This is a genomic window from Streptomyces corynorhini (assembly GCF_003346515.1).
In the GTDB taxonomy this organism is placed as follows: domain Bacteria; phylum Actinomycetota; class Actinomycetes; order Streptomycetales; family Streptomycetaceae; genus Streptomyces; species Streptomyces corynorhini.
Genome location: NZ_QQNA01000034.1, coordinates 1 through 19,239 on the forward strand (window position 1 = coordinate 1; position 19,239 = coordinate 19,239).

General features: G+C 71.9%; 16 protein-coding genes. 7 read left to right on the forward strand and 9 right to left on the reverse strand.

Translation table 11 applies throughout. The features are described 5' to 3' along the window. Window positions 1–187: 187 nt before the first annotated feature. On the reverse strand, window positions 188–454 hold the full coding sequence (locus DVH02_RS05875; protein WP_114622616.1) for a hypothetical protein: 267 nt from the start codon (window positions 452–454) through the stop codon (window positions 188–190). Between the two features lie 176 nt (window positions 455–630). Between DVH02_RS05875 and DVH02_RS36915 the strand changes: the two genes are divergently transcribed. Then, the gene (locus DVH02_RS36915) at window positions 631–1,014 is read left to right on the forward strand and encodes a cold-shock protein (RefSeq protein WP_114622617.1); all 384 of its coding nucleotides are present in this window, start codon (window positions 631–633) and stop codon (window positions 1,012–1,014) included. A gap of 53 nt (window positions 1,015–1,067) precedes the next feature. Here DVH02_RS36915 and DVH02_RS05885 read toward each other — a convergent pair whose 3' ends face one another. Then, entirely contained in the window at window positions 1,068–1,643 is a 576-nt protein-coding gene (locus DVH02_RS05885; protein ID WP_114622618.1) for a TetR/AcrR family transcriptional regulator, read from the reverse strand. Window positions 1,644–1,890: 247 nt separating this feature from the next. Here DVH02_RS05885 and DVH02_RS05890 point away from each other — a divergent pair, with 247 nt between their 5' ends. Then, a complete protein-coding gene (locus tag DVH02_RS05890) occupies window positions 1,891–2,883 on the forward strand; it encodes a zinc-binding dehydrogenase (RefSeq protein ID WP_114622619.1) in 993 nt (330 codons plus the stop codon). 71 nt (window positions 2,884–2,954) lie between these two features. On the opposite strand, the gene DVH02_RS05895 is transcribed toward DVH02_RS05890, so the two are convergent. The 4 genes from DVH02_RS05895 to DVH02_RS05910 all read right to left on the reverse strand — a co-directional run bounded on the left by DVH02_RS05895 (window position 2,955) and on the right by DVH02_RS05910 (window position 6,813). After that, on the reverse strand, window positions 2,955–3,839 hold the full coding sequence (locus DVH02_RS05895; protein WP_114622620.1) for a 1,4-dihydroxy-6-naphthoate synthase: 885 nt from the start codon (window positions 3,837–3,839) through the stop codon (window positions 2,955–2,957). After that, entirely contained in the window at window positions 3,836–4,588 is a 753-nt protein-coding gene (locus DVH02_RS05900) for a futalosine hydrolase (RefSeq protein WP_114622621.1), read from the reverse strand. Before DVH02_RS05900 ends, DVH02_RS05895 begins: the two co-directional genes overlap by 4 nt. A gap of 53 nt (window positions 4,589–4,641) precedes the next feature. Beyond that, window positions 4,642–5,139 carry a DUF2771 domain-containing protein gene (locus DVH02_RS05905; protein WP_114622622.1) on the reverse strand — a complete coding sequence of 166 codons (498 nt, stop codon included), beginning with the start codon at window positions 5,137–5,139 and terminating at the stop codon, window positions 4,642–4,644. Between the two features lie 261 nt (window positions 5,140–5,400). After that, complete coding sequence (locus tag DVH02_RS05910) at window positions 5,401–6,813, reverse strand: MFS transporter (RefSeq protein ID WP_114622623.1); 1,413 nt, start codon at window positions 6,811–6,813, stop codon at window positions 5,401–5,403. A 513-nt stretch (window positions 6,814–7,326) separates the two neighbouring features. On the opposite strand from DVH02_RS05910, the gene DVH02_RS05920 reads away from it, so the two are divergent. From DVH02_RS05920 to DVH02_RS35055, 4 genes are all read left to right on the forward strand, one after another. After that, window positions 7,327–8,352 carry a DUF3027 domain-containing protein gene (locus tag DVH02_RS05920; RefSeq protein WP_114622624.1) on the forward strand — a complete coding sequence of 342 codons (1,026 nt, stop codon included), beginning with the start codon at window positions 7,327–7,329 and terminating at the stop codon, window positions 8,350–8,352. Between the two features lie 267 nt (window positions 8,353–8,619). After that, window positions 8,620–9,948, forward strand: coding sequence for a histidine--tRNA ligase (gene hisS, locus DVH02_RS05925; RefSeq protein WP_114622625.1), 1,329 nt, complete (start codon window positions 8,620–8,622; stop codon window positions 9,946–9,948). A gap of 47 nt (window positions 9,949–9,995) precedes the next feature. Then, on the forward strand, window positions 9,996–10,607 hold the full coding sequence (locus DVH02_RS05930; protein ID WP_114622626.1) for a hypothetical protein: 612 nt from the start codon (window positions 9,996–9,998) through the stop codon (window positions 10,605–10,607). An 84-nt stretch (window positions 10,608–10,691) separates the two neighbouring features. Then, window positions 10,692–10,841: a hypothetical protein gene (locus tag DVH02_RS35055; protein ID WP_158575843.1), complete on the forward strand. Its 150-nt coding sequence runs from the start codon at window positions 10,692–10,694 to the stop codon at window positions 10,839–10,841. A gap of 31 nt (window positions 10,842–10,872) precedes the next feature. Here the strand turns inward: DVH02_RS35055 and DVH02_RS05935 are convergent, their stop codons facing one another. Both DVH02_RS05935 and DVH02_RS05940 read right to left on the reverse strand, forming a co-directional pair. Then, window positions 10,873–11,370 (reverse strand): hypothetical protein, encoded by a 498-nt coding sequence (locus tag DVH02_RS05935; RefSeq protein ID WP_147286009.1) that lies wholly within the window; start codon window positions 11,368–11,370, stop codon window positions 10,873–10,875. Then, window positions 11,367–12,017 carry a hypothetical protein gene (locus DVH02_RS05940; protein WP_233518058.1) on the reverse strand — a complete coding sequence of 217 codons (651 nt, stop codon included), beginning with the start codon at window positions 12,015–12,017 and terminating at the stop codon, window positions 11,367–11,369. Before DVH02_RS05940 ends, DVH02_RS05935 begins: the two co-directional genes overlap by 4 nt. A gap of 491 nt (window positions 12,018–12,508) precedes the next feature. Between DVH02_RS05940 and DVH02_RS05945 the strand changes: the two genes are divergently transcribed. Further along, complete coding sequence (locus tag DVH02_RS05945; protein WP_114622662.1) at window positions 12,509–15,793, forward strand: sacsin N-terminal ATP-binding-like domain-containing protein; 3,285 nt, start codon at window positions 12,509–12,511, stop codon at window positions 15,791–15,793. Between the two features lie 146 nt (window positions 15,794–15,939). Here the strand turns inward: DVH02_RS05945 and DVH02_RS05950 are convergent, their stop codons facing one another. Next, window positions 15,940–18,810, reverse strand: coding sequence for an ADP-ribosyltransferase (locus DVH02_RS05950; protein WP_114622628.1), 2,871 nt, complete (start codon window positions 18,808–18,810; stop codon window positions 15,940–15,942). Window positions 18,811–19,239: the final 429 nt, after the last annotated feature.

The window sequence follows — 19,239 nt, forward strand, 5'->3', positions numbered from 1 at the left end:
CGGCCTGAGCGGCGGGAGCGGCGGGAGCGCGAAACCGCCTCCCGCCCCGCGGGCGGACGGGCGCTGTCTGCCAGACAGGGCCCAGGGGGGGGAGCGCCTCTGGGACGGCTGGAGTCCGGTCGAGATTCCCGGGGCCCCAGGGGGGGGCGCCTCCGGTACGCCCGGCTCCGGTGGAGATTCCCGGGGCTCAGGAAGGCCCGGCGGACGACTTGGCCAGCCGCCGCTGCGCGCCGATCGACCGCAGCACCCCCGCCCCCGCGATCGCGAAGCCGGCGCCCATCAGCATGCAGACGAGATAGGCGACGGGCGGAAAGGGGTCGGAGCCGAGGAACAGCGGCGCCACGGTGATGAGCGTGGCGACCGCGCCCACGATGAAGACGATCGCGCCGATACGGACCAGCCCGTCGCCGGGGCCGGTCTCGTCCGTCGTGCGGGGTGCAGGAGTAGCAGTCACGCCACCAGGGTAGTTCCCTGCCGACAACAGCGGAAAGGAACCGACCGGCGACGTCTTGTCACCAGCCCCTGGACCATTAGCCTTGGTATCGGCGGGTCGGTGGACCCGCTTCAGCGCTATGCAGAGCCGATTTCGCGCGCGCCAGCGCCCCAACGAGTACGAGGACGAGGACAGACGTGCCTACCGGCAAGGTCAAGTGGTTCAACAGCGAGAAGGGCTTCGGCTTCCTCTCCCGTGACGGCGGCGGCGACGTCTTCGTGCACTCGTCGGTTCTGCCCACCGGAGTCGACGCGCTCAAGCCCGGCCAGCGTGTGGAGTTCGGCGTCGTGGCGGGCCAACGCGGTGACCAGGCCCTCTCGGTGACCGTCCTCGACCCCGCGCCCTCCGTCGCCGCCGCCCAGCGCCGTAAGCCCGACGAGCTGGCCTCGATCGTCCAGGACCTGACGACGCTGCTGGAGAACATCACGCCGATGCTGGAGCGTGGCCGCTACCCGGACAAGGTGCACGGCGCCAAGATCGCGGGCCTGTTGCGCGCGGTGGCCGACCAACTGGACGTCTGAGGCCCGGCACCCGCCTCCGCGGGGGGCTTTCGCGCAAGCCGCTGCGGGAGCCTTTACGGAGGCGCCTGGAACGCCCGGATCGCGAGGGCGGCGAAGCGCCGCGACGCCGCGACCCCGGCGGGCGTCGACGTCGTGTGGAGCCCCCTGTTGGCCATGATCACGAGGATCAGGTCGTCCAGGACGAAGTCGGCGCGCAACCGGCCGTCGGCCTTGGCGCGGCGGGCCAGCTCCGCGGTGGACTTCAGTGTGTGCGCACGGCTGGCCGTGAAGTCCAGCGCGCCGGGGAAGGCCGACATGAAGGCGTCGGTGAAGCCGCGGTTGCGCGCGTGCAGTGCACAGGTCCTGTCGATCACGTGACAGAACCCGCGCCACGGATCCGGGTCGGCGAGCCCCTCGTCGACGATCGCGCGGCACGCGAGCAGCTCGTCCGCGAAGGCTTCGGTGGCCAGCGTCTGCTTGGTCGGGAAACGCCGGTACAGGGTGGCGGGCCCGACTCCGGCGTGCCGGGCGATCTCCCGCATCGGCACGTCCAGGCCCCGGGCCGCGAACAGGGCACGGGCCGCGTCGAGGATCCGTTCGCGGTTGTCCTGGGCGTCGGAGCGCAGGGTGTGAGGCAAGTGGTCGGTCACGCTCTCACTTTAGCCAAATGGACGGGTGTGTCCGTTAGCGTCCGACGGCATGAAGCCCTCACCGCAGACGCGACAGCAGCAGGCAGAGCAGCAGACACAGCAGCAGGCACCGCAGGCGGCACAGCAGCAGGCACAGCAGGCGGCAGAGCAGCAGGCACGGCAGGCGGCAGAGCAGCGGGCACCGCAGGCGGCACGGCCGACGCGACAGCCGACGGCACGGCAGCAGGCGCAGCCGACGGGGGCGGCCATGAAGGCGGTCGTGATCCGGACGTTCGGCGGCCCCGAAGGTCTGGCCGTCGTCGACCTTCCCGCTCCCCTCCCCGCCCCGGGTCAGGTGCTGATCGCCACCGAGGCGATCGGCGTCGGCGGCGTCGACGCCGTGCTCCGCAGCGGCGCTCTGGCCGCCTACGGCTTCGTGGAGGGCCATGTCCCCGGCAGCGAGGTCGCGGGCGTCGTGACGGCGGTCGGCGACGGCGTCGACCCGTCGTGGGTCGGCCGGTCCGTATGGGCGTTCACCGGTACGGGCGGCGGCTACGTCGAGCAGGCGACCGCCCGGGTCGAGGAGATCCTCCCGCTCCCCGCGCGGCTGTCCGCCGTGGACGCGGTGACGCTCGGCGGATCCGGCGTCGTGGCCCACTTCGGCCTCGCCCACGCCCACTTCGCGCCCGGCGAGTCGGTGCTGGTGCGCGGCGCGGCCGGCAGCATCGGGATCATGGCGGTCCAGCTCGCCGCCCGGGGCGGCGCAGGTGCGGTGGCGGTCACGACCTCGTCGGCCGAGCGCGGCGAGCGCCTGCGCGAGCTGGGCGCGACCCATGTGCTGGACCGGTCGGGCGAGGGAGGCGGCGGCGGTGGCGGCGCAGCAGGCGAGGACCGGGGCGCCCCCTCGGGGTACGACGTGATCATCGACGTCGTCGCCGGTGCGAGCCTGCCCGCCTTCTTCGACCGGCTCAACCCGAACGGCCGCATGGTGGTCGTCGGCGCGGTCGCGGGCCAGCCTCCGGCGGACTTCGGTACGCGGATGATGGCGGCGTTCCAGAAGTCGATGTCGTTCGCCACCTTCAGCGCCGCCACCGTGCCGGGATCCGCCGGGCGGGCGGTGCGGACCGAGCAGTTCGCCGCCGCGTCCCGGGGCGAGCTGCGGACGGTCGTCCACGAGGTGCTGCCGCTGGAGCGGGCCGTACTGGCGCACCGGAAGATGGCCGCGGGCGAGGTGTTCGGCCGGATCGTGCTGACGCCGTAGCCCGCGCGGCCTCGTGCTGACGCCGTAGCCGCGCGGCCTCGTGCTGACGCCGTAGCCCGCGCGGCCGGTCCTCAGACGAACCGCAGCGCGTTCCGGTCGAGGGGCGGTACCAGTCCCTCGGCCGCCGCCCGCGTGAGCAGTCCGCGCACGGCCGCGTAACCGTCGGGACCCAGGTCCGCGGTGAACTCGTTCACGTACAGGCCGATGTGCTGGTCCGCGACCGACGGATCCATCTCCTGGGAGTGCTCCAGGACGTACGGACGCGAGGTCTCCGGGTCGTCCCAGGCCATCCGGACCGACCGGCGGATCGACTCGGCCAGCAGCTGGAGCACCTCACCGCCCAGCGAGCGCTTCGCGATGATCGCGCCCAGCGGGATCGGCAGGCCCGTGGTGGACTCCCAGTGCTCGCCCATGTCGGCGAGGCAGTGCAGCCCGTAGTCCTGGTAGGTGAAGCGCGCCTCGTGGATGACGAGCCCCGCGTCCACCTTGCCGTCACGGACCGCGGGCATGATCTCGTGGAACGGCATCACCACGACCTCGCCGACCCCGCCGGGGACGACGTCCGCAGCCCAGAGGCGGAAGAGCAGATACGCCGTGGAGCGCTCGCTCGGTACGGCGACGGTCCTGCCGGTCAGATCCGCACCCGCCTCCTTGGTCAGGACGAGCGGCCCGCAGCCCCGGCCCAGCGCGCCGCCGCAGGGCAGCAGGGCGTACTCGTCCAGGACCCAGGGCAGCACCGCGTACGAGACCTTCAGCACGTCGAACTCGCCGCGCTCCGCCATGCCGTTGGTGAGGTCGATGTCCGCGAACGTGACGTCGAGATCCGGCGCGCCCGGCACCCGGCCGTGGGCCCAGGCGTCGAAGGTGAAGGTGTCGTTCGGGCAGGGCGAGTAGGCGATCTGCAGGGCGCGCGCGGGGGACGCGGCGGACGCGGCGGACGCGGTCGGCGAGGTCATGACGGCTCCTCGAATACGGGGGTGAGCAGCGTGAAGGCGTAGCGCAGCGCGTCCAGGGCCCGGCCGATCTGCCAGGAGTCGCGGTCGCGCGGACCGACGGCGTTGGAGACGGCGCGGATCTCGGCGCACGGCACGGAGTGGGCGGCGGCGGCCTCGGCGACGCCGAAGCCCTCCATCGCCTCGGCGGCCGCCCGTGGATGACGGCCCGTCAGTTCGGCGGTGCGGGCGGCGGTGCCGGTCACGGTGGAGACGGTGAGGACGGGCGCGAGGACCGCCCGGATCCGCGGATCGGCGTCCAGGACCTCCGCCAGCCGGGCCGAGAGGCCCGCCGCGGGCTGGTGCGTGCCGCGCCCGAAGCCCAGTTCCTCGACCGGGACGTACCCCTCGGGGCTCTGCGCGCCGAGGTCCGCCGCGACGATCGAGTCGGCCACCACGAGCGAGCCGACGGGCGCGTGGGGCTGGAAGCCGCCGCCGATACCGGCCGAGATCACCAGGTGGTACGGGGGGTCGTACGGCGAGGAGGCGAGCGCCGTCGCCGTCGCGACGGCCGCCGCGACCGGGCCGACCCCGCCCGCGAGGACGTCCACCACCGGTATCTGCACGGACCCGGGCCTGGGCGTGTACTGGGCGTGGCCCGCGATCTCGTACCCGCCCGTCAGTTCCCGTACCCCGGAGGCGGCGTACCGGGCGAGCCCGGCGGCGACGGAGTCGGCCTCCGCGGCCACGGCGGTCACCACAAGCACACGCATGGCGGGCCTCTCAGGGCGTTCTCAGGGTCCGGGCGGGGAGGGGCGTCCGGGGGTCAGGACGACTTCTTCAGCTCGAAGTGCCAGATGCCGGTCAGGGACTTGCCCGAGGTCTCGACGATGCTGATCTGGACGCTGTCCGGGGCGGGCTCCGTCTGGCCGGTCTGGCTCTGACCGGAGGACAGGAAGGCGCTGGCCGAGATGGACCGGTACGTCTTCTTGTACGGTTCCTGCTCGGCCTGCTGGCCGTTGACGAAGATCGTCCAGCCGTGGTCGGCGATCTCCGGGTCGACCCCGAAGCGCAGCCGGTCGTCCATCGACGCCTCGACGGTCTTCGTGGCCTTCTTGTTGAGGCAGGGCTGGATGTCGGCTTCCTTGATGGCCTTGCCGTCGTTGTAGCAGGTCGCCTCGGTGTTGACCGAGTTGTCGCCGACCGTCACGGTGGCGATCGGCGTCGGCTTGTCACAGGCGGCGAGGACGAGGAGCCCGGCGGACACCGCGCCGAGGACGGCGCCGGCGCGGCGGGACCTACCGGAGAAGAACGCAACGGTCATGGGCCGAAGGCTATCGGTCGCCGGCCGCGGCGCGGCGAGGGGGTACGGCGAGCCGCCCCCGGGCCGTCGTAAGGGCCGGTGTCCGGGCGGCTGTCCGGGCCGGTGTCCGGGCTGTGTCCCGGCTGTCGCCGCGACCTCGCACGTGGGCCCCGCACCGGCTCCCGCACCGAACCCGCGCAGGGCCTCGCGCGGGGACCCGCCCACGCCCTCTCACACCGCCGCACTGCTACACCGCCGCACCGCCACACCGCCGCACGACGCTCACGCCACGCGCGGATATCCGGTGGGGCGTTTCGCGGCGCGCACCAGCCCCCGTACCGCCGTGAGCGAGCCGAGCGCGACGAGCCCGGCGGCGACGGACATCCCCAGCACCCCGTTGAGCGGCAGCGCGATACCGATCGCCCCGCCCACCACCCACGCCATCTGGAGCAGCGTCTCGGAGCGGGCGAAGGCGGAGGTGCGCACCTGCTCCGGGACGTCGCGCTGGATCACCGCGTCCAGCGACAGCTTCGACAGCGCCTGGGAGAAGCCCGCGACCGCGCACAGCACGGCCATCATCACGCCGCCGAACAGCAGCGCCGCCAGCACCGCCGCCGTCAGGGCGATCCCCAGCATCGTGGCGATGATCACCTCGGGGCCGCGCGCCTTGAGCCAGGCGCCCACCGTCGTCCCCAGCGCGTTGCCCGCCCCGGCCGCCACGCCGACGATGCCCAGGGAGACGGCCTCGCTCTGGCCGGTGAGCGGGTGTTCGCGCAGCAGAAAGGCGAGGAAGAAGATGAGGAAACCCGACAGGGCGCGGTGGGTGGCGTTCGCCTGGAGGCCGTGCAGGACGGACGGGCCGACGGTACGCAGCGTGGGCCGCCGGTCCTTGCCCGCCGCCCTGCCCTTCACGTTCGCCCTGCCCCGCACCCGGTCGCTGACGGCGGCCGGCACCGGGACCAGCCGCGCCCTGCGCTCGCCCTTCGCCGAGTCCACCTTGTGCGGCAGCGTGAACGCCAGGAACGTACCGGCCAGGAAGATCAGGCAGGCGCCGTAGAGCGGCAGGCGCGGGCCGAGGTGGTGCAGCCCGGCGCCGATCGGGGCCGCGACGCCGGTGGCCAGCAGCCCGGCGAGGGTGACCCGGGAGTTCGCCCGTACCAGCGAGAAGCGCGGCGGCAGCAGACGGGGGACCACCGCGCTGCGGACCACCCCGTACGCCTTCGAGGCGACCAGCACGCCGAGCGCGGCCGGATACAGCTCCAGGCCGCCCGTGACGACGGCCGTCGACATCAGGACGGCGAGCACCGCCCGGGTCAGCATCGCCCCGGCCATCGCGGCGCGGCGGCCGTGTGGGAGGCGGTCCAGCAGCGGGCCGATGACCGGCGCGAGGAGGGTGAAGGGGGCCATGGTGATGGCGAGGTAGAGGGCGACGCGCCCGCGCGCCTCGTCCGTCGGGACCGAGAAGAAGACGGTCGAGGCCAGCGCGATCGTGATCATGACATCGCCCGCGCCGTTCACGGCGTGCAGCTCGATCAGCTTCCCGAGGCCCGACTCGCCCGCGCCGTGCGCGTTGGTCGCCTTCCTGATTCCCCGCGCGGAGGCGGTGAACGGCAGCCGCACCGCACGGCTGAGGGCCCGTCCGGTCTTCCGGAGCGGGCCCACTGCGTCTCGGTCGGACGACCTCGCGGCTGCCACCCCGCCATAGTGCCCCAACCCCGAGTGGCTCGAACCGATCCCGGCCAAGGCGGGACGGCGCGTCTCCGGCGCGTCTCCGGCGCGTCGCGGTCGTGCGGCACTCGTACGGCACCCGTACGGCACCCGTAGGGGACCCGTGCGGGACTCGTGCGGAACCCGGAGGGAGCCCGTACGGGATGACGCGCCCGAAAACTGTCCTGAGCGGGTCCGAATAGTCCCTCGCCCCTTGACCACAGGGTTACGGCCTGGTTGCGGTGTGCCCCGAAGTACCGGAAAGGCGGCGTGCAGGTGGGCGGGGGGCGGCGGAGGGGGTAGCGTGCGTAGCGCGCCACCGGCGGTTGTTCTCGGCCGCGCGCCTCTTCGTCATCCCGCAGAATGGATGAGGAAAGGTGTGCCCGAGGAGACATCGGGCGTGGACGTCGATGCGGCCCTCTGGTCCGCTCCGCCCGCGGCTCGTGTCATCGCGAATCGGCCGGCGCACCCGTGAGACGGCGTAGGAGAGAAGCGAGACCTGTGAGTGCTGCGACGACGCGAAGCCGAACCCCCGACCGTCTGTGCGCCGAGGCGGTAGACCTCGCCCGGTCGGCTGCCGAAGAGGCGGCCGCGCCCGGTGTCGTGGGGGAACATGTCTCGGCGGTGGCGGACGGGGACCGGGTCGTCACCCACTTCTTCGAGTGCAAGGAGATGGGCTACCGGGGCTGGCGCTGGGCGGTGACGGTCGCGCGGGCCTCCCGCGCGAAGGTCGTCACCCTCGACGAGACGGTCCTGCTGCCCGGCCCGGACTCCCTGCTGGCCCCCGAATGGGTGCCGTGGAGCGAACGGCTCCGCCCCGGCGACATGGGCCCCGGCGATCTGCTGCCGACCGAGGCGGACGATCTGCGCCTGGAACCGGGCTACGCGGGCGTCGACGACGAGGACGGCGCCCCCGCCGACCTGACCGGCCAGGAGGGCCCGGAGGGCGGCACGGGAGCCGCGGGCGCCTTGGCCCCGCTGGCGTACCCGGAGCTGACGGAGGACGCCGAGCCCGTCGACCTGACCGACGGTCAGCCGAAGCCCGGAACTCCGGCCGCCGCCGCTGCTGCCGCTTCCGTGCCGACCGCACCGGCCGTGCCCGCGCGCGGCACGATCGCGGCCGTCGCCGAGGAACTGGGCATGCGCCGGGCGCGCGTCCTGTCGCGCTACGGCCTGCACATCGCCGCCGACCGCTGGGACGAGTCCTTCGGCGCCAAGACCCCCATGGCGCAGGCGGCGCCCGCCCCCTGCGTCTCCTGCGGCTTCCTGCTGCCCCTGGCGGGCTCGCTGCGCCAGGCGTTCGGCGTCTGCGCGAACGAGTTCTCCCCGGCCGACGGCCGCGTGGTCTCGCTCGCGTACGGCTGCGGCGGCCACTCCGAGGCCGCCGTCATGCCCAAGCCGCTGCGCCCGCCGCCCCCCGTCCTGGACTCGATCGGCACGGACGCCTTCCCACTGCGCCCGGCCCCGGACAGCGGCTCGGTACCGGCGGCGCAGGACGACACGTCGGAGGACCTGGGCCACTCGTAGCATTCCGGCTGGGGGCACGGTTCGTCTTGGGCTGAGCCCGGTCCGCACGTGCGGGTTGTCGCCGGGCCCCTCCGGGGGCACGCGCCCGGACCGCACGATTTACGCCGCGTGCGGGCCGACCGTATCCGCGGGTCTCGTCCAGCGGCACACATCACGCTTTACGTCCGGACACGCACCCCCTCCGACGCGCCCTTCCCCGCCCGCCATACTTGGGGCTCCCGCACGGGCGTTTTGCCTCGGCCATCGACGTCCGGGACCATGACACCCATGGCCTCCTCGAAGCAGTTCGACCCGGCATCCGGGACCCGCGATTTTCTCGCCGCCGAGTATGAGGGGCGCGAGCGCGCGTTTGCTATCATCCGCACCGTATTCGCCCGGTACGGGTTCCAGCCGCTCCAGACACCGGCGTTCGAACGGCTGGACGTCCTCACCGGGAAGTACGGAGACGAGGGCGACAAGCTCATCTTCAAGATCCTCCGGCGCGGCGAGCACGAAGCCACCGGAGAGGCCGACCTTGCCCTGCGCTACGACCTCACCGTCCCCCTTGCCCGTGCGGCAGCGGCTTACGGCAGTCAGCTCCCCTCGCCGTACAAGCGGTACGCCATCGCCCCCGTATGGCGGGCGGACCGCCCCGGCAAGGGGCGGTTCCGTGAGTTCGTCCAGTGCGACCTGGACATCGTGGGGTCGTCCTCACCTCTGTCGGACGCCGAGGTCGTCGTCGCACTGCACGACGCGCTCGACGCACTCGGCGTGCCGGAGTTCCGTTTCCTCGTGAACTCCCGGCACGCCCTGTTCGGTCTGCTGGAGGCGTACGAGGTTCCGGACGAGCTTGGTTCCGGTGCCCTGATCACGCTCGACAAGCTGGACAAGCTCTCGCCCGAAGCAGTGGTGAGCGAGCTGGTGTCCGGTAGGGGGCTGTCGCGGAAGACCGCACAGGGCCTGGTCGACGATCTCACCGCGCCCGATTCCGTCGAGCGCGTCCGGGCTCGGCTGAAGTCCAGCGAGACCGGCCAGGCCGGCTTGGCCGAGGTCGACCAGCTTCTGGAACTGACCAAGGACACGATCCCGGCCGAACGGATCGGATTCACCCCGAACCTGGTACGCGGACTCGACTACTACACCGGCGTCATCTTCGAAGTGGTCGCACCCGGTGTGCCCGGGTCGATCGCGTCCGGAGGCCGGTACGACGGCCTCATCGGCCGTCTCGGTGGCAAGGACTCCCCTGCCTGCGGTGGGTCGCTGGGCATCGAACGCATCCTGCCTCTGCTCTCTCAGGCGGAGGAGACGCCGTACGCGCAGATCGAGGTTGCCGTCACGGTGATGGGCGAAGAACAGGCTACGGACAGCTTCCGTGTAGCGGCCGAAATCCGTCGCGCTGGAGTTCGGACAGGTGTCTACCTCGGGTCAAGCGGGAAGTTCGCCAAACAAATGAAGTGGGCCAGTGACCAGGGGGCCCGATTCTGTGTGATCTACGGCGCGGCCGAACGTGAGGCCGGAACGGTCACGCTGCGGGACATGGTCAGTGGCGAACAGGTCCAGGTTCCCTTCGATCAGGCCGCCGAAGAACTCTCCCGGCGGTGCGCACAGTCCAGTTGACATGCAGCGGACCTGTTTCGCTGCCGACTCGTTCCGAGGAGCAGTGGATGGGAACGCAAGGCGACCGCATCTTTCAGATAACGGCTGAGCAAGGGTTTCCGGACCCGTGGCTCAGCTTCGGCGACTCACTGTGTGACGAGGCTGCACTCAGCACAGAACTCACCCGGGCCATCACGAAGGTACGCAAGGAATCCACGGCTGAGACACATGCCGAGGTGTCCCGGGTGTTCGCAGCGAAGAAGGCGAACCTTCGTCGCTGTGCGGGCATCCTCGATCAGGTACTCGGCGACTACGACGCCTCTGGTATGTGGGAAGTCCTGGACGGGCGAGCCGCCAGGCTGGATGTCCAGGATGTACTGGAGACGTGGGGCCGAACTCAAGCTCTCCACCCGTTCCCTGTAGTGCTCCGCAGCCTTGAATTCAACTGGGGCTACATGAAGGATCACGGCGTCCGGGCGTTCTACGAGATGACACGTGGCTACGTTTCCCAGCTCCAGGACAACACTTCTCGGTGGAATGAAGCCTGGCGGGATGAGGCAGCCACCGGGGTCGTGGACCGCATCACGTCCATCGAATGCGATCTGGCCAGCATCGAAGCCCCGATGCACTGCGATGTGTGCAAGAAGACGATTACCGCGCTGCTCTACCTGGACGGATAGACGTCCGTGCTGCTGTGCCGCGCGGCGAGGTGGCGGCGCAGAAACAGGCGGCAGTCGGTCGCCTCACCGAACGCACTCTCAGTGATGACGAGTTGCTCGGCGGAAGCGTACGAACAGGCCCTCGACCTGACCGCCGTCCTCACGCTCCCCGCCGCCACCCCGCTGGAACAAGCCCTGGCGGCCCTCCGGTCGGGCGAGGACTGGCCCCTCATCCTGACCCCGCCGCCCGAGTAGCCTCCTCGGCGCGGGAGGCGGTCGCGCGACCTCAGATCTTGCTGATCCTCCAGGCGATCATTCCCGACGCCCCTTGCCCGCCCGTGATGTCGAGGCGTACCGACCCAGGAGCGACGAACCGCTCGGACACGACGGACCTGTCGCAGGGAAGGGACTTTGTAGCGATACCGACCGCGGGAGTGAAGGTGATCCTCACGTCTCCGTCGCCCGCGCATGCCACCGTCAGCCGGTATTCGTCCTTCTCGTGAAGGAACGGCTCCGAACGAACTCCGTCCGGGACACGCTCCACCCCTGATTCGACCAGCTTCTCCTCCACCGCTGTGCCGTCAACCGCGGTGCGCGCCTCGGCGGCCAGCTTCTTCTCGGTTCGCTGCTGGGACGGTGCGTGCGCGCTGCTCGAAGCCGACGAGGCGGCCCCCTTGGGCCGATTGTCCTGGCCGGACGTGCAGGAGACCAGGAGGAGAGAGCAGAGCGCGGTGCATCCCAGCAGCATCGTCCGCTGACTCAAACGCGGTTGAGACGTACTCATGACGAAGTCTCCCAGTACTTCCATCCGACTTCCTTGGTGGGAAGGGTGGCTTTTCCGCTCGCGATCACGGTCCCCGCGCCACAGCCGTTTCCTTGTGCACGGTACTTCTTCCACGAGACCTTGTAGCCCCATGATCCGTACTGGAGGTGTCCGTACTTCTTCTTTCCGATGTCGTGCGAGTAAGTGTGGCCGGTGGTGATCCCGACACTCGCGCCGATCTTGCCGCTGACGGAGACCTTGGCCTTCGCGATCACCGCGTTCATCTCGGCCTCGGATCCGACTGTCATCTCGGCCGAGATGGTGCCCGACTTGGTCACACTGACCGACATCGTGCCCCCGGGTCCGTCCTTGTATTTGGTGCCGTTCCACCAAGCAGGTACGTGGTAAGCGGACTTACTGGTGATGCTGATCCAGGTCTGCGGACCGTCACACCTGGTCGGGCTCTTTTCGGATACCGGGGTTTCGACTCCCTCGATGTAGTCAGCAGGGTCGTTGATGTCCGCGTCTTCGTTCACCACGGGATCCGGTGAGGTCGCATCCGCGGTCTTTCCCGATTGACTGGATTCCGCGACAGCGGTTCCCGTCATCCCGATACACAACAGCATTGAGGCTGCGGAAGCGATGACAACTTTCCGTGCGATGCCCATTGGTCGCCTTTCCCCGAACCGCCCCCGTGGCGGCCAACGGACTGGACGCTATGCAGGGAGTATGCACACGTCAAGCAGAAAATAGGCACCTGAGCGTAACTTGAGGAATGCGCCGGGCAACGTAAATCCTGTGCAATATCGAGCGCCTTCCGGGCAACCGGATCCCATGGAATCGACTCAGGCGTGCGGACGCTCCCACCGGCCCCTGGTCGCCGGGTGGTTGGGATGCGACCCCGGGCCCCGGCACGGGCCGAACAGCCCGCACCCCCCGGGACCGGCACAGCCCGCCGTCCGGACATGCGCCTCCGGAGTGCCCCGGGCCCCGGCACTGTTCGCACCGGGCCCGGCCCAGGACGGCCACGGTCCCGCCCCGGAGGCGAGCCCGCGCCCCCGCCGGACGGCGCCTCGCGGTACGTTCGGGCCCGCACGTACGACCGGCGGGCGGACAGCAGCGGACAGAGCGGAGCCACAGGGTGAGCGGCGTGGGCGGCGTGAGCGGCAGTACGACCGAGGGGGCCGACCCGTTCGGGACGGCGCGGCTGCGGCGAGGGGTGCTGGACGCGTGGGGGGCCAGTCCCGCGCGGTTCCGGGAGGACGCCAACGCGGAGGAGGACCTCGCGCTCGGCGGCTACCGCGACCGCCTCGTCGTCGAGCTGGCGCAGAACGCCGCCGACGCCGCCGCCCGCGCCGCCGTGCCCGGCCGGCTCCGGCTGACCCTGCGTCCCGGGACCGCCGAGGGCCCCGCCGTCCTCGCCGCCGCCAACACCGGCGCGCCCCTCGACGCGGCGGGCGTCGAGTCGCTCTCCACGCTGCGCGCCTCCGCCAAGCGGGAGGGGCACGAGGCGGCCGTCGGACGGTTCGGCGTCGGGTTCGCCGCCGTCCTCGCGGTCAGCGACGAGCCCGCCGTCATCGGGCGGCACGGCGGCGTCCGCTGGTCGCTCGCCGAGGCCCGCGAGCTGGCCGCCGGGCCCGCACAGGCGAGCCCCGGCCTCGGCGACGAGCTGCGGCGCAGGGACGGCCACGTACCGCTGCTGCGGCTGCCGCTGCCCGCCGAGGGCACGGCGCCCGACGGGTACGACACGGTCGTCGTCCTGCCGCTGCGCGACGCCGCCGCCACGGCTCTGGCCGAACGGCTGCTCGACGGCGTGGACGACGCGCTGCTGCTGACCTTGCCCGGACTCGCCGAGATCGTCATCGAGACCCCCGAGGGCGAACGGACCCTGCGCCGCTCCCAGGACGGCCCGTACGTCACCGTCGAGGACTCCGGCCCGGTCGCGGCCCCGGTCGCGGCCCCGGCCACCGCGGCGCCCGCCGCGACGCCCGCCGCCACCCGCCGTTGGCGCGTCGTCAGCCACAGCGGCCCCACCGACCCCGCCCTCCTCGAAGGGCGGCCCGTCGAGGAGCGGCTGCGCCCGCACTGGTCCGTGACCTGGGCCGTCCCGGTGGACGGCGCGGGCGCGCCGGACCGGCCGCGCACCGCGCCCGTCGTACACGCCCCGACGCCCACGGACGAGCCGCTCGGCGTGCCCGCCCTGCTGATCGCCTCGCTGCCGCTGGACACCACCCGGCGCCACCCCGCGCCAGGACCGCTCACGGACTTCCTGGTCGAGAAGGCGGCCGACGCGTACGCGGAGCTGCTCGGCGACTGGGAGCCCCGCTCCATCGGCACGATCGACCTCGTCCCCGGCCCGCTCGGCAAGGGTGAGCTGGACGGACGGCTGCGGGCCGCGATCCTGGAGCGGCTGCCGCGCGTCGCCTTCCTCGTCCCGGCCGTCGCCCCCGGTGCCGAGGGAGCCGGTGCCGAGGGAACCGGCGCCGAGAACCGTACCGAGGGAGCCGACGCCGAGAACGGCGCCGAAGGAGCCGACACCGAGGACGGCGCAGGGCCCGCCGCGCTGCGCCCCTTCGAGGCCGAGGTCGTCGAGGACGCCGGTGCCGAGACCGTACGCGTACTCGCCGAGGTGCTCCCCACCCTCCTGCCCGCCGGGCTCGAACGCCGTACGCAGCTGCGCACCCTCGGCGTCGGCCGACTCCCGCTCGGCGACGCCATCGAGCGCATCGCCGGGGCCGAACGCCCGCCCGCCTGGTGGCGGCGGCTGTACGAGTCCCTCGCGGGCGTCGACCCCGAGCGGCTCTCCGGGCTGCCCGTGCCGCTCGCCAACGGGCGCACGACGATCGGACCGCGCCATGTACTGCTGCCGCTGCCCGGCACCGAGGGTGCCGACGACACCGGCCGCGACCTGGCCCGTCTCGGCCTCAAGGTCGCGCACGCCGAGGCCGCCCACCCCCTCCTGGAGAAGCTGGGCGCCCTGCCCGCCACTCCGCGCGCCGTCCTGACGACCCCTCAGGTACGGGCGGCGGTCGCGGCCTCGCTGGACGCGGAGGAGGCGTGGGACGACGGCCTGGCCGAGTCCGCCGCGCCGGACGCCGAGGAGCTGGCCGAACTCGTCCTGACTCTCGTACGCGACGCGGCACTCGAACCCGGCGACGAGCCCTGGCTCGGCGCGCTCGCCCTGCCGGACGAGGACGGCGAGCAGGCGCCCGCCGGGGAACTCGTGCTGCCGGGCAGCGCGTTCGCCTCCGTGCTGCGCGCCGACGAACTCGCCTTCTGTGACGCGGAACTGGCCGAGCGCTGGGGTGAACAGCCCCTCGCCGCCTGTGGGGTGCTGGCCGACTTCGCGCTCGTACGGGCCACGGACGTCGTCCTCGACCCCGACGAACTGGAGCCCCGCGACAGCGACTTCGCCGAACCGGACGACGCCGGGCTGCTCGACGCCGTCGACGTGTGGTGCGAGGACGCGCTCGACCGGCTGCCCGAAGGGCCCGTACCGCCGGTGGCCACGGAGATCGTGGCCGTCCGGGACCTGGACCTGGTCGACGACGACGCCTGGCCGAGGGCGCTGGCGCTGCTGGCCCGCCCGCCGCTGCGGGACGCGCTGATCCAGCCCGTACGGGTGCTGCTGCCGGACGGCACGACGGAGAGCGTCCGCTCGTACACCGCGTGGTGGCTGCGCGACCATCCCGTACTCGACGGCCGACGCCCGGCCGGACTGCGCGCCGAGGGCGGCGATCCGCTGCTGGCGGGGCTGTACGACGCGGTGGACGCGACCGGTTTCGAGGACACCCAGGTGCTGCGCGCCCTGGGCGTACGGACCTCCGTCGCCGCGCTCCTCGACGAGCCGGGCGGCGCGGCGGAGCTGCTGGGCCGGCTCGCCGACCCGGAACGCGAGGTGACGTCGGGGCAGTTGCACGCGCTCTACACGGCGCTCGCCGACCTCGACCCGGACGAGGTGACGCTCCCGGACGAACTCCGCGTCGTGGTGGACGGCACGGTACGGGTGGCCGACGCGGCGGACGCCGTCATCGCCGACGCGCCCGACCTGCTGCCGCTGGCGGCCGGGGTGCCGCTGCTGCCGGTGGCCCCGACGCGGTACGCGGAGCTGGCGGAGCTGCTCCAGGTGCGGCGGCTGAGCGGGACGGTCCCGGCCGAGGTGACCACGGACGGCGAGGAGCACACCGTCCCGGAGCCGGTCCGCGCGCTGCTGGGCGCGGACGCCCCGGAGACGTACGTCGAGCACGAGGAGCTGCGCGCGGGCGGCGTCGAGCTGGACTGGCGCAGGACGCCGGACGGGGTGCTGCACGCGGCCACCCTGGAGGGCGTGGCGGCGGGCCTGGCGTGGGCGGCGGGCCAGTGGCCGAGGCGGTTCGAGGTGGCGGCGCTGCTGGAGGACCTGTCACGGACGGAGGAGCTGGCGCGGGACCGCTGGTTCGACTGACTTCGACTGGCTTCGACTGACGGCGGGTCGGCCGTCGCCGCAATACGCGGGCCCTGTGCGACGTGACCTTCCGGTCCACGCCGCACAGGGCCTGTACAGGGCCTGTACCGGGCTCGCGCAGGGCTCGCGTAGCTCTGCGCGGGGGGTCAGCCGGTCTGCTTCACCTTGACGACCTTGACTTCCTTCCCGTCGATGACGCGGGTTTCGACGCTGGTCATCTCGAACTTGCCGTCGCGCGGGATGAGTACTTCGGATTCCTTGCCCCGGTAGCGGGAGAGGGGGTCGACGTTGCGGCCGTTGCTGGTTTCGATTTCGAGCAGGACCTTCTCGCCCTTCATGCCGCCTCCGTTGGCCCGGCCGAGGGCGGTCTCCGCCTTGCCGAGGTCGGTGGACGTGCTCAGGTACTCGGGGAAGGTGACCGGGTCACCGTCCAGGAGCTGCTGGAGGATGTTGTCCGGCATGAACGTTCCCCGGTAGACGGTGAGGTCGGGGACCGGCGGGAGGTGGCTCAGTGCATCGTCCATCAGATCAACCTTGGCGGACGGGTCGTGGAACGATCCGGGCACCTTGCCGCCCCGGAGGTACTTGTTGAGGTCGGAGGCCCAGCTCCCGGTGTACTTGGCGATGACCCAGGCGTCCTCCGCCGTCAGGTCCTCGGTCAAGGGGTTCTTCTTGGCGATCTCCTCGACCTCCTTCGCCCAGTCCTTGCTCTGCTGGATACCCGGCCGATAGTCGGGGACGTCGTCCAGAGCGCGCATCGGGTCGTTCTCGGCATCGGAGCAGCTCCCGCCCTTGCCGCCCTCCTTGGAGCCGTCGCCAGGTCCCTCCTTGTCGTCCCCGCCCTTGTCCTTGTCCTTGTCGTCGTCGTTGTCGTCGTCCTTCGGCTTCGGCCTGGGCTCCGGCGGCGGCTTCGGCTCGTCGGTGAGACCGAGAGCGTTCGAGATCCTGTCATTCACGTTCTGGTACGTGTCGACACCGGCGATGGAGGCTCCGGACACCGCCGCCATCAGGTCCATCGGAGAGGGCCCGGGACCGGCCGCGTACGTGACGCCACGGCCGTCCATCCGCCCGGCGACCACGCGGGTACGGGCCCCGGCCGAGGCGGCGAGTGTGTAGCGGCCGGTGCCGGCCGCGCCTGTGACCACGCTGCCGGAGAACGCGACGTTGGTGCCGTTCAGGCAGTCGTTCTTGTCGTCCTTCTTGTCGTCCTTCTCGTCATCGTCATCATTTTTGTCTTTGTCTTTGTCGTCGTTCCCGCCGGACGAGCCGCCGCTGCTGCCTGTGTCCCGGCAGTTCTGCGTCATGCCCCAGGGCGCCATGACCGGCCAGCAGTCGACACCGCCGGTCGAGCCGCCGGACTTGGAACCGCCGCTGCTGCTGCCGCCGGAGCTTGAGCCGCCGGAGGAGCCACCGCTGCTGGAGCCGCCGGAGGAGCCACCGGAGCTGGAGCCGCCGGAGGAGCCGCCGGAGCTGGAGCCGCCGGAGGAGCCGCCGGAGCTGGAGCCGCCGGACGAGCCACCGCTGCTGGATCCGCCGGAGCTGGAACCGCCGCTACTGCTCCCGCCGGAGGAGCCGCCGGAGCTGGATCCGCCGGACGAGCCACCGCTGCTGGATCCGCCGGAGGAGCCGCCGGAGCTGGAACCGCCGGACGAGCCACCGCTGCTGCCGCCGCTGGAGCTGGAGCCCCCGGAGCTGCCACCCGACGAGCCGCCCGAGCTGGAGCCACCGGACGAACCGCCCGATGATCCACCGCTGCTGCCACCGGAGGAGGACCCACCCGAAGCGCCACCGCTGCTGCTACCGCCGGAGCTGCTGCCGCCGCTGGAGCCGCCGGAGGCTCCGCCTACCGCCGCGCTGCCGCCGTTGTCGTTCCCGCCGTTGCTCCCGCCGGAGCTGGACCCGCCGGAGCTGGACCCGCCGTTGCTGCTGCCGCCGGAACTGGAGCCACCCGAGTTGGAGCCACCCGAGTTGGAACCGCCGCTGCTGGAGCCGCCCGAAGCGCCGCCTACAGCAGCGCCCCCGTCGTCGTCATCGTTTCCACCGTTGCTGCCGCCGGAACTCGATCCGCCGGACGAGCCGCCGGAGCTGGAACCGCCCGACGAGCCACCAGAGCTGGAGCCACCGGAGTTGGAGCCGCCCGAAGCACCCCCGGTCGCAGTGCCGTTGCTACCACCGGAGGAATTCCCGCCGGAGGAATTCCCGCCGGAGGCATCGCCTCCGGAGGCACCACCGCTGGAGCTGCCGCCCGAGGTACCGCCGGAGTCACCGCCCGAGTCACCGCCGGAGTCACCGCCCCCGTTGTCACCACCGCTGTTGCTGCCGCCGGTACCGCCGGTACCGCCGGTACCGCCTGTGCCACCGTTTTCGCCACCACCAGTACCACCACCAGTACCACCACCAGCGCCGCCACCGCCCCCGGTGCCCTGGTCGTTGGAGCAGTCGCCGCCGAGGACGTTGCAGACGGCCGTCTGGAGGCCGCCGGAGATCTGGGTCCCCACGCCGCTGAAGACGAGCGTGCCGATGATCAGGGCGACCAGACCGATCAGGCCCACGTACTCGACCGTCGACTGACCGCGATTCCGGCGCCACCCGATCAGGTGCGGAATCGACGGGAGCGCCTCCCGGCGCAGCTGTTCACGCGTCCAGCGTGGCCTTACGGCCCGCCGGTCCGCGGGGAGTTCGAACCAGGAGCGGCTGGTTCCCATGCTGACCAGCGCGAGCAGCGCGCCCGGCAGCAGGAGTTGGCTGATACCGCGCACCGAACCCAGGTACAGATTGACGACGCTGGCGATCAGCAGCCACGCCTGGAGGCCGATCAGCGCGTACCTGACCACCGCGCCGCCGGTCCACAGGCGCCGCGCCAGGATCACCGCGGCGACGCCCGGGGCCATGGCGTACAGCGCCGCCAGGGTGAGCGTCTGGGTGACACGACTGCCCAGTTCCAGCAGCGAGTTGAGTACGCCGATGCCACCGAGCAGCGTGAGGAAGAACATCAGATACAGCAGGAGGCGCGTCACGGCGAGTGATCGCGGCAACTCCCAGCGATGCGCGGGAACGCCTGTCCGGAGCGCGAGGCCCTTGGAGTCCAACAACGAAATACCTTTCGCCGAATCGCTGACGATGTCGGCCCAGCCCCCCAACCGCGGCGCGTATATCGGCACACTAGGTACGCGTCCGCCCCAACCGAAGGGCCCGTGGGCCCACTTCGGGGGCCCAAGCCGGACCCAGACCGGACCCACGCCTCGGTTTCGGCGGGGGCGGCTCCGTCCCGCCGTACGTCCCGCCGTACGTGGCCTGGTTCCTCGTCTCGTACGTCGCCTCGTTCCTCGTCTCGCGCGTCGTCCCGTGCTCGGCTCGCGCAGACGATCTTCGCAATTACTTCATAATTTTGTACAACCATTCACGTGTGCGCGTGGTCTGGTCGGTTGGATCCGCGCTTCTGCGGG